Origin of the sequence: Olsenella massiliensis (assembly GCF_001457795.1) — a bacterium.
GTDB lineage: Bacteria > Actinomycetota > Coriobacteriia > Coriobacteriales > Atopobiaceae > Olsenella_F > Olsenella_F massiliensis.
The window spans coordinates 372,545-381,583 of the sequence record NZ_LN898210.1 but is presented as its reverse complement, the minus strand read 5'-3'; the positions used below and the strand labels follow the sequence as shown (position 1 = coordinate 381,583).

8 protein-coding genes and 1 pseudogene are annotated in these 9,039 nt (G+C 70.9%); 8 read left to right on the top strand and 1 reads right to left on the bottom strand.

The window, feature by feature from the left end:
• From BN3001_RS03930 to BN3001_RS03920, 3 genes and pseudogenes are all read left to right on the top strand, one after another.
• Window positions 1-191, top strand: a pseudogene (locus BN3001_RS03930) (methionyl-tRNA formyltransferase); the annotation flags it as partial.
• A 1-nt stretch (window position 192) separates the two neighbouring features.
• Window positions 193-1,632: a transcription antitermination factor NusB gene (locus tag BN3001_RS03925; protein ID WP_058270483.1), complete on the top strand. Its 1,440-nt coding sequence runs from the start codon at window positions 193-195 to the stop codon at window positions 1,630-1,632.
• A gap of 126 nt (window positions 1,633-1,758) precedes the next feature.
• Window positions 1,759-3,102, top strand: a complete 1,344-nt coding sequence (locus BN3001_RS03920; RefSeq protein ID WP_058270482.1) for a thiamine diphosphokinase — start codon at window positions 1,759-1,761, stop codon at window positions 3,100-3,102.
• 59 nt (window positions 3,103-3,161) lie between these two features.
• Here BN3001_RS03920 and rpmB read toward each other — a convergent pair whose 3' ends face one another.
• Window positions 3,162-3,362: a 50S ribosomal protein L28 gene (gene rpmB, locus BN3001_RS03915; RefSeq protein WP_058270481.1), complete on the bottom strand. Its 201-nt coding sequence runs from the start codon at window positions 3,360-3,362 to the stop codon at window positions 3,162-3,164.
• A gap of 281 nt (window positions 3,363-3,643) precedes the next feature.
• Between rpmB and BN3001_RS03910 the strand changes: the two genes are divergently transcribed.
• From BN3001_RS03910 to coaD, 5 genes are read left to right on the top strand one after another with little or no spacing between them, the layout of a single operon-like run.
• Window positions 3,644-3,991, top strand: coding sequence for an Asp23/Gls24 family envelope stress response protein (locus BN3001_RS03910; RefSeq protein ID WP_058270480.1), 348 nt, complete (start codon window positions 3,644-3,646; stop codon window positions 3,989-3,991).
• A gap of 46 nt (window positions 3,992-4,037) precedes the next feature.
• Entirely contained in the window at window positions 4,038-5,714 is a 1,677-nt protein-coding gene (locus BN3001_RS03905) for a DAK2 domain-containing protein (protein WP_058270479.1), read from the top strand.
• A gap of 12 nt (window positions 5,715-5,726) precedes the next feature.
• Window positions 5,727-7,907, top strand: coding sequence for an ATP-dependent DNA helicase RecG (gene recG, locus BN3001_RS03900; RefSeq protein ID WP_058270478.1), 2,181 nt, complete (start codon window positions 5,727-5,729; stop codon window positions 7,905-7,907).
• The gene (gene rsmD, locus BN3001_RS03895; RefSeq protein ID WP_235815034.1) at window positions 7,895-8,482 is read left to right on the top strand and encodes a 16S rRNA (guanine(966)-N(2))-methyltransferase RsmD; all 588 of its coding nucleotides are present in this window, start codon (window positions 7,895-7,897) and stop codon (window positions 8,480-8,482) included. The genes recG and rsmD overlap by 13 nt, the downstream gene beginning before the upstream one ends.
• Window positions 8,475-8,984, top strand: a complete 510-nt coding sequence (coaD, locus tag BN3001_RS03890) for a pantetheine-phosphate adenylyltransferase (protein ID WP_058270476.1) — start codon at window positions 8,475-8,477, stop codon at window positions 8,982-8,984. Before rsmD ends, coaD begins: the two co-directional genes overlap by 8 nt.
• Window positions 8,985-9,039 lie beyond the last annotated feature (55 nt).

The window sequence follows — 9,039 nt, the reverse complement described above, 5'->3', positions numbered from 1 at the left end:
AGGCCCTGCTTGACCTTCTCCTTGCCCCCCTCGCCGCCGGCGACGTCGTCGTCCCCAAGGGTCGGCTCCTCGTGGGCTGCGCCGACGGGGCGCTGGAGCTCTTGCGGGTCAAGCCTGACGGTCGGCGCGAGATGGACGCCGCCGCCTGGGCGCGCGGCCTCAGGAACGACCTGTCCTGGGACGCCTGCTAGCATGGCGCGCCTCTCGGACGCACGCCGCGTGGCGCTCTCGCTCGTGGTCGAGCGCCGCCTGCGGGGCGCGCGCATGCGGGAGCTCATGCGCGGCTCCGCCGCCCTGGACGCGCTGGGGCCTCGCGACCGCGCCTTCGCCACCCGCCTCGCCTTTGGCGCCGTCCTGGCCGAGGGGCTCGTGAGACGCCTCATCGAGGCCAGGCGACGACCGGGCGTGCGCCTGCGTGCGCGCGTGCGCGACGCCCTGAGCGTGAGCGCCTTCGAGCTTCTGTATCTCTCGACGCCGACGGACGTCTGCGTGAGCCAGGGCACGGAGCTCGCACGTCGGGCGGACCCGCATGCCGCCGACGTGGCGCACGCCCTTCTCAGGGCCCTTGCCTCCCATGACCTGCCCGTCATCGAGGCGGCTCGCGGGCGGGTGGCCGCGGGCGGCGATGACGAGGGGGACCTCGCCCTCGTCGCCGCGGTCCCGCCGGTCCTGGTGCGCGAGCTCGTCGCCTCCCGGGGGAGGCCCTTCGCGCGGGAGCTCCTCGTGTCCCTGTCCGAGCCCGCTCCCGTCTACGTGGCGGCAAATCACCTCGTCCAGGGCGATGACGAGGCGGCCCGGCTGCTGGACGCGGCCGGTCTCGACCCGCGCCCGGTAGGGATGGGCGGGTCATTCGCGCTCGGCAGGCCCGCGGGCCTCGCGCGCTCGGGCCTCGTGGACGACGGGCGCGTCGTGCCCGCAGACCTCTCGTCGCAGCTCGTCGCTGCCGCGGCCGCTCCCGCGCCGGGAGAGTCCCTCCTGGAGGTGGGCCAGGGGAGGGCCACCAAGACGCTGCTCATGGAATCCTGCGCGCACGTTCGCGGGGGCCTCGCCCGCATTCACGCAATCGACGCGTCACCCTTCAAGGTTGATCTCGCCCGCGCTCGCCTTGGGCGCCTCGGTCTTGGGGAACGCGTGAGCTGTCAGGTCCTTGACGGGAGGAAGGTTGCGGAAGGAGGCCTCGCGTTTGCTCCCGAGGGCGGCTTTGACGCGGCCTTCGTCGACGCCCCCTGCACGGGCGTGGGAACCCTGCGCCGCCACCCCGAGGCCGTGTGGTCGTTGGCGGGCGATGCGCTGGGGGAGGCCCTGCGCTCGCTGGGTGCGCTTCAGACCGACCTGCTGCGCGCCGCGGCGACCAGGGTCAGGCGCGGGGGCACCCTCGTCTTCGCGACCTGCTCGCCCCTGCGGCACGAGGACGAGGACGTCATCAGGGCCTTCCTCGCGTCGCCGGAGGGCGGGGACTTTTTCGTTCGGGACGTCCTTGAGTCGGCGGGGCTGGCGGCCCTCGGACCCCGCGCCGTGGCCCTCGCGCGTGACCTGGCGGGTCCCATCGACCTCGAGGGATGCCTCTGCGTTCGTCAGCGGTCGGGCGGGCCCGACGCGCACTTCTGCGCGCGGCTCGTGCGCGGGGCATAGGCTGGCCCTGCGCCGGGACGTGCGTGAGCCGCCCTCGTCGGCGCATGTCGCCTACGGGGCCGCAGCCCCGCGCCGGGGGAGGGATGCTACCATAAGGAAGGCACATTCCCCCTGGAACGGAGAACCATGCGCATCGAGACGGCCATTTTTGACCTGGACGGCACCATCGTGGACTCCATGGGCGCCTGGCGCGCCGAGACGATCAGCGTCCTTGCCGATCAGGGCGTCGAGAACCCCGACGAGATCTTCGACATCCTCGAGCCCGAGCCCCTCGAGAACCTGTGCCGGATCGTCCACGACAGCTATGGCGCCCCCGCTGCCCCCGAGGTCCTCGAGGAGACGCTCAAGGCTCGCATGACCGAGGCGTACGCCCATACGATCAGGGCCTATCCCGGCTGCAGGTCGTTTCTGGAGGAGCTCCACGGTGCGGGCGTGCGCCTGTGCGTCGCCTCGGCGTCGCCCCTGGACATGGTCGAGCTGTCTCTCAGGGCCAACGACCTCGACGGCCTCTTCGAGTTTGTCCTGAGCGCGTCGGAGGTGGGAAAGGGCAAGGAGGAGCCCGACGTCTACCTCGAGGCCCACAGGAGGCTGGGCGGCCGCCGCGCGACGTGCTGGGTCTTCGAGGACTCCCCGGTGGGCATCAGGACGGCACGTAGGGCGGGGTTCCCCACGGTCTGCGTGTATGACGTGCAAGGGCACCGCTCCCTTGACGACTGCCGGGGCGTCGCGGACATCTTTTCCCACGGCTACGTCGAGCTGTCCCTGGCGCTCATCCGTGACTTCGAGCGCCCCAGTGGAGCGGCCTCGGGCGTCCTGGACGTCCTCGTGATCGACGGGTCCTCGCGTCCCAGCACGGCGGAGCTGGTCAGCGCCCTCGCGCGCGAGGCGCAGCACGTGATCGCGGCCGACCGGGGGGCCTGCTACGCCCGGGCGGCCGGCGTCGTGCCCGACGCCTTCTGCGGGGACGCGGACTCGATCGACGACGAGACGCGGGCCTGGGTGCTGGGACGGGCGGGCACCGTCGTCACCTTCCCGGCCGAGAAGTACGCGACGGACCTCTCATGCGCCATCGACTGCGCCGCGCATGAGGCGGCGCGTCGGGAAAAGGACCTGAGGCTCACCGTCACCTGCGCCTCGGGGGGAAGGGCGGACCATGCGCTGGCCGTGCTGGGGCTGCTCGCCTCCCACGCTCGCGCCAGGGCGCGCCTCGTGGAGGACGACCTGGAGTGCCGCATCCTCTCGCCGCAGGGCAGCCCCTGCTGGGAGCTCAAAGACGCCGCCGTGGGACGCACGCTCAGCGTCATCGCGCTGGCCCCGGGCAGCTGCGTGTCAGAGGAGGGCCTGCGGTGGGAGCTTGACCGGCGCGAGCTGCCGCTTCTGGGCGACGAGGGCGTGTCCAACGTGGTCGAGGCGGCCACGGCGCGGGTCAGCTGCCATGCGGGCATCGTGGCGGCGTTCCTGCTGCGCTGACGCCCCATGAAAAAAGGGACCCCGCAGGGTCCCCTGGCGATGCGACGGGCACGCAGGCGCTAGGCCTGGGCGGCGCTGCGGGCGACGTTGCCCTTCTTGAGGCAGCGGGTGCACACGTTCTTCTTGACGGCGCGACCGTTCTCAAAGACCGTGACGCGCTGGATGTTGGGCTTGAACGTACGATTGACGGTGCGGTGTGAGTGGCTCACCGAGCGACCAGCAACAGCGTGCTTACCGCAGATATCACAAACCTTCGACATGATGCGACCTCCAAAGGGCAGCGCGCGGCACGTTCATGCGCACCCGCAATTTCCAAAGCCGAAACACTATACCACAGCAAACGTGCCCCACAAGTGCGAAGTCACGCCGTTATGGTGGTTTTATAACGTCAAGGTCCCACCTCCTGCCCACGCTGGCCCCGCGGCGACGTGTCCGAGGCCCCGGGGCGCCAGCGGGGTTGTCGGGCCAACGGCGCGCCGAACTACGCTAGTATGGTCTCGTTTATGCTTTGACGTTCCTTGGTCGGGCGAGAGGAGTAACCATGGCTCAGGCAGTACCCGGAGGCCTCAAGGTATCCAACGACTGCATAGCGGACCTTGCGGGCTACGCCGCCCTCGAGTGCTATGGCGTGACAGGCATGGCCGCCACCGACGAGCAGGAGGGTGTGGTGCGCCTGCTGCCCACCTACCGTCTGCGCCGCGGCGTCGGCGTCTCCACCCGGGAGGGCACCGTCGTCATCGACCTGCACGTCATCGTCGAGCAGGGCGTCAACATGGCCTCCGTGTCCGCCAACCTCACGAGCGCCGTCAAGTTCCTGCTTCGGCAGATAGCGGAGCTCGATGACGTTGACGTCCGCATCCACGTCGAGGGCATGCGCACCTCCAGGTAGCCCCGACCACGTCTAACCCCTCACAGGAACCGAGGTTCTCGAGACTATGATCGCCAACACCGTTCGCAGCTGCTTCCCCCGTGCCGCCCAGGTCGTTGCAGACAAGGCAGACGAGATCAACAAGCTCAACGTCTTTCCCGTCCCCGACGGCGACACGGGCACCAACATGTCCCTGACGCTGGGCACGGTCGTCAACGAGATCGAGGGGCTCCCGGCGGGCGCCACGATGGACGACATCGCCCGGGCGATCACCCACGGCTCGCTCATGGGGGCGCGCGGCAACTCCGGCGTCATCACGAGCCAGATCCTCCGGGGTGTCGCCGAGGGGCTGGCGGGTGCCAAGGGCCCCGACGCCACGACGGCCGACGTCGCCTCTGCCCTGCGCAACGGCGTGAAGGTGGCCTTCAAGGCCGTGCGCAAGCCGGTCGAGGGCACGATCCTGACCGTCCTCAAGGACGTGTCGGCCAAGGCGGACCAGCTCGAGAGGGCCAAGGTCCCGCTCGGCGAGGCCCTCGACGCGCTTGTGGCCGCAGCTTACGAGTCGGTCGCGCGCACGCCCGACCTGCTTCCCGTCCTCAAGGAGAACGGCGTCGTCGACTCCGGCGCCTTCGGCCTGGCCACCTTCATCGAGGGCTTCGTCAACGCCTATGAGGGCAACTCCGGCGCGCTCACCGACTTCAAGACGACCCTTGACACCGCAGGCGCCAAGGGTCACGTGTCCGCCGCCGTTGACATCGAGATCAACGACGACTGGGAGGGCTCCGAGTACCGGTACTGCACGGAGTTCCTCTTCCATGCGGACAGCGCGCAGTTCGACGAGGACGCCTGTCTCAGGTACTTCTCGACCATGGGCGACTGCGAGCTGCTCGTGGGCACCAACCCCGACTACAAGTGCCACGTCCACACCAACCGCCCCGACCGCGTCCTGCGCCACATGCTCCATCGCGGGCAGGTCTTTAACGTGTTCGTCCACAACATGGACCTCGAGGCCGCCGAGCGTACCGACGCCATCCGCGAGGACAGGCAGGCCGCGGGCGTGCCAGACGACGCCCCCCGCAAGGGGCTCGGCTTCGTCGCGGTCGCGGCGGGCTCCGGGCAGCAGGAGATCCTCAGCTCGCTCGGCGTGGACGTCGTCGTCTCGGGCGGGCAGACCATGAACCCCTCGACGGCGGACATCCTTGCCGCCATCGAGCGCGCGCATGCGGAGCGCGTCATCGTGCTGCCTGACAACGGCAACATCCGCATGGCAGCCGAGGCGGCGGCCTCGGCCTGCGAGGGCGTGCAGGTCGCCGTCGTCCCCACCAAGACCGTGCTCCAGGCCTTCTCGGCCATGTTCGCCGCCGACCCTGACGCCGACCTCGCGTCCAACGTCGAGGCCATGAGCGAGGCCGCGGCCAACGTCAGGGACGGCGAGGTGACCACTGCGGTGCGCGACTCCGTCGCCGCGGACGGCTCGCCCATCCACGCGGGCGACGTCATGGGCATCTGCGGCGGCTCCATCGACGTCGTCGGCTCCGACGTCGAGCAGGTCACCCTCGACCTCATCGGCAGGATGCAGGCGGAGGAGGAGGGCGACACCCTCACCATCCTCGCCGGCAGCGACCTGGACGACGAGCGCTTCGCGCATCTGCTCGCCGCCGTCGGGGCGGCCCATCCCGACCTCGAGATTGACTCCCACCGCGGCGAACAGCCGCTTTACCCGGTCGTCTTCTCCCTCGAATAGGGGACGTGCGTCGTGCCGACGAGGGCGGCGGGGCTCTCCATCGCGGGGGTGGGACGGCGCCTTGACGAGACCGCGCTGCTGGACGCGCCCGTCTCGCGCCTGCGCTACGTGTCCGGCGCCCGGCGCGAGGCGCTCGCGCGCATGGGCGTCCGTTGCGTGCACGACCTACTGTTGCACGTGCCCCATCGCTACCTTGACTTCACGCGGGCGACCACCGTCGAGGGGTCGGTCGTGGGGCAGGACGCGACCATCTTCGCCACCGTGGACGAGGTGACCACCAAGCGTCCCCGGCCCAGGCTCACCATCGTCGAGCTCTTCCTCGTCGATCCCACGGGCGTCCTGCGCGTGAGCTTCTTTGGCCAGCCCTGGCTTGCCGAGCAGTTCAAGGTGGGCGACCTTCTCGCGCTGTCGGGCAGGGTGGCGTTCTCCTTCGGCTTCAAGCAGATGACGTCCCCCTTCGTCGAGAAGGTGGAGGAGGGGCGCGACCAGGCCTCGTTGCTGCGCGTGCTGCCGGTTCACCCCGCCAGCGAGGGGCTGTCCGCCAACTGGCTGCGTCGCATCATGTCGGCCGCGCTCGCGGACGCGGGAGACCAGGTGGACTTCCTGCCCGCGAGCCTCTGCGCCCGGCACGGGCTCATGGGCCTGGGCAGGGCGCTGCGCGAGACGCACTTTCCCCGCTCCCTCGCCACGGCCCGCCAGGCGCATCGCCGCCTTGCGTTTGACGAGCTCCTCTGCCTGCAGCTCACGCTCAGGACGAGGCAGGCCCTCGAGCAGCGGGGCGTGAGGGCCACGCGGCACGACGTCAACGGACCTCATCTGCGGGCGCTGCGCGCGGCGCTGCCCTTTGCCCTCACGCCCGAGCAAGAGACCGCCGTCGCCGACATCCTGGGCGACATGGCGTCCGGTCAGCCCATGAACCGGCTCCTGCTGGGCGACGTGGGCACCGGCAAGACCGTCGTCGCGGCGCTCGCCCTGGCCGCGGCGTGCGACACGCGCTCCCAGGCGGCGATGATGGCCCCCACCTCGGTCCTCGCGCGCCAGTACGCCGAGAGGGTCGGCCCCCTCCTTGACGCCGCCGGCGTGAGCTGGACGCTCATAACGGGCTCGACGCCCGCCGCCGAGCGTGCCGACGCCGAGGAGAGGGTCGTGCGGGGAGAGACCTGCGTGGTCTTTGGCACCACGGCGCTCATCTCGGACGCGCTGACCTTCTGCCGCCTGACCCTCGTCGTCATCGACGAGCAGCATCGCTTCGGCGTCAACCAGCGCGTCGCCCTCAGGCGCAAGGGCGCCGCCGCCGACCTGCTGGCCATGACGGCAACGCCCATCCCGCGCACCCTCGCCCTGTCGCTCTACGGCGACCTCGACTGCTCGCGCATCGCCACGCGCCCCCGCGCCGGTGCGGGCGTCACCACCCATGGCATCGCGCCCGAAAGCCTCGACGTGGCCTGGGGCGCCGTCCGCGAGGCCTGCGACGCGGGCAGGCAGGCGTACGTCATCTGCCCCCTGGTGGACGAGGCCGACGACGGCTCCGAGCTCGACGACGTCCCCACGTCCCAGCGCTCTACGGCGCGTCAGGTCCATGCCGCCACCACGACCGCCAGGGACCTCGCGCGCGGCGCCTTGCGCGGCCTGTCGGTGGGGCTCCTTCACGGGCGCATGGACGCCGCACAGAAGGAGCGCGCCATGGAGGAGTTCCGGTCCGGTCGCGTCGCCGTGCTCGTCTCGACGACGGTGGTCGAGGTGGGCGTCGACGTGCCGGGTGCCACCGTCATGGTCGTCCTCGACGCCGACCGGTTTGGCCTGGCCACCCTCCACCAGCTGCGCGGCCGGGTGGGGAGGGGGGAGACCCCCGGCGTCGCCTACCTCTGCTGCGCCGCCCGGAAGGGCTCGCCGGCGCGCCGGCGCCTCGCCGCGCTCGAGAGGAGCTCCGACGGCTTCGAGCTCGCCGAGCTCGACCTCAAACTGCGTCACGAGGGCGAGGTGCTGGGGTATCGTCAGTCGGGCGGCATCTCGCTGCGCATCGCCGACCTGGCGGGCGACGCGGACCTCGTGGCGGCGGCGCACGAGGACGCCCGCGTCATCGCCGCCGAGGACCCCGCCCTCCAGGACGCGCTTCACGCGCCGCTCGCCCTGGAGGCGCGCCGGCGCTTCGGTGCCTACTTTGGGGAGGTCGAGCGCGCATGGGAAGGATGAGGATCGTAGGCGGCAGCTGGCGCGGGCGATCCCTCGAGGCCCCCGAGGGGCGCACAACCAGACCCACGACGGACCGCCTGCGCGAGTCGCTCGCCTCGATGGTCCTGTCAGCCTTCGACCTTGACCTGTCGAACGTGCGGGTGCTCGACGCGTTTGCCGGGTCGGGCGCCCTGGGGCTCGAGCTCCTCTCGCGGGGGGCGGCATGCTGCACCTTCGTGGAGCGCGACCGCCGGGTGGCGCAGGTCGTTCGACGCAACTGCCGCGAGCTGGGCGCCGGGAGCCGGGCGAGGCTCGTCGTCGGCGACGTCTTTGCCGCGGCGGCGCACGGGCCCCTGCCGGGGGCCCCCTTTTCGCTGGTGGTCCTTGACCCCCCGTACGCGCTCGCCGCCGAGCGCGTCGCCACGCTCGTCTCTGACCTGCGCGACGCCTCGTTCCTGAGCGCCGGGGCCCTGGTACTCTACGAACGGGGCAAGGACGCCGCCGGGCTCGCCCTGCCGGGGCTCACGGTCGTCAAACACAGGGAGCGGGGCATCACGGCCGTCACGCTCCTCGAGATGGGGGATGCGCATGCGTAAGATCATCGAGCACGTCGTCGTGCCAGGCACCTTCGACCCGGTCACCTTAGGCCACCTTGACGTCATCGCGCGCACGAGGAACATGTTTCCCAAGGTGACCGTCGCCGTCGCGGCGTCAGTCTCCAAGAACGGCACCGGCACCATCTTCTCCCTGGACGAGCGGGTCCAGCTCGTCAGCGCGTCGCTGCGGGAGCTGGGCCTCGACGACGGCGTGGACGTGCTGCCCTTCTCGGGCCTGCTCATGGACCTCTGCCGCGAGCTGGGCGCCGGGGCGGTCGTCAAGGGGCTCAGGGCCATGACCGACTTCGAGTACGAGCTGGGCCAGGCCGACCTCAACTATCACCTGGCGCCCGAGGTCGAGTCCATCTTCGTCATGGGCAGCCCCACCTACGGCTACATCTCGTCGTCCATCGTGCGCGAGCTCGCCTCCATGGGCGGCGACATCTCGTTCTTGGTCACGGACTGCGTCAAGTCCCGGCTCAAGGAGCACGCGAGGCCCTAGCCTCGTCTGCCGTCTGTGGCGACCAGCCTCGGCGACGTTTGCCGGGACATGCGCA

Bases quoted from the DNA above. Each gene is read 5' to 3' on its own strand.
- rpmB (WP_058270481.1), bottom strand. From the start codon at position 3,362: ATGTCGAAGGTTTGTGATATCTGCGGTAAGCACGCTGTTGCTGGTCGC.
- coaD (WP_058270476.1), top strand. From the start codon at position 8,475: ATGCGTAAGATCATCGAGCACGTCGTCGTGCCAGGCACCTTCGACCCG.
- BN3001_RS03910 (WP_058270480.1), top strand. From the start codon at position 3,644: ATGGCTCAGGCAGTACCCGGAGGCCTCAAGGTATCCAACGACTGCATA.
- BN3001_RS03920 (WP_058270482.1), top strand. From the start codon at position 1,759: ATGCGCATCGAGACGGCCATTTTTGACCTGGACGGCACCATCGTGGAC.
- rsmD (WP_235815034.1), top strand. From the start codon at position 7,895: ATGGGAAGGATGAGGATCGTAGGCGGCAGCTGGCGCGGGCGATCCCTC.
- BN3001_RS03925 (WP_058270483.1), top strand. From the start codon at position 193: ATGGCGCGCCTCTCGGACGCACGCCGCGTGGCGCTCTCGCTCGTGGTC.
- BN3001_RS03905 (WP_058270479.1), top strand. From the start codon at position 4,038: ATGATCGCCAACACCGTTCGCAGCTGCTTCCCCCGTGCCGCCCAGGTC.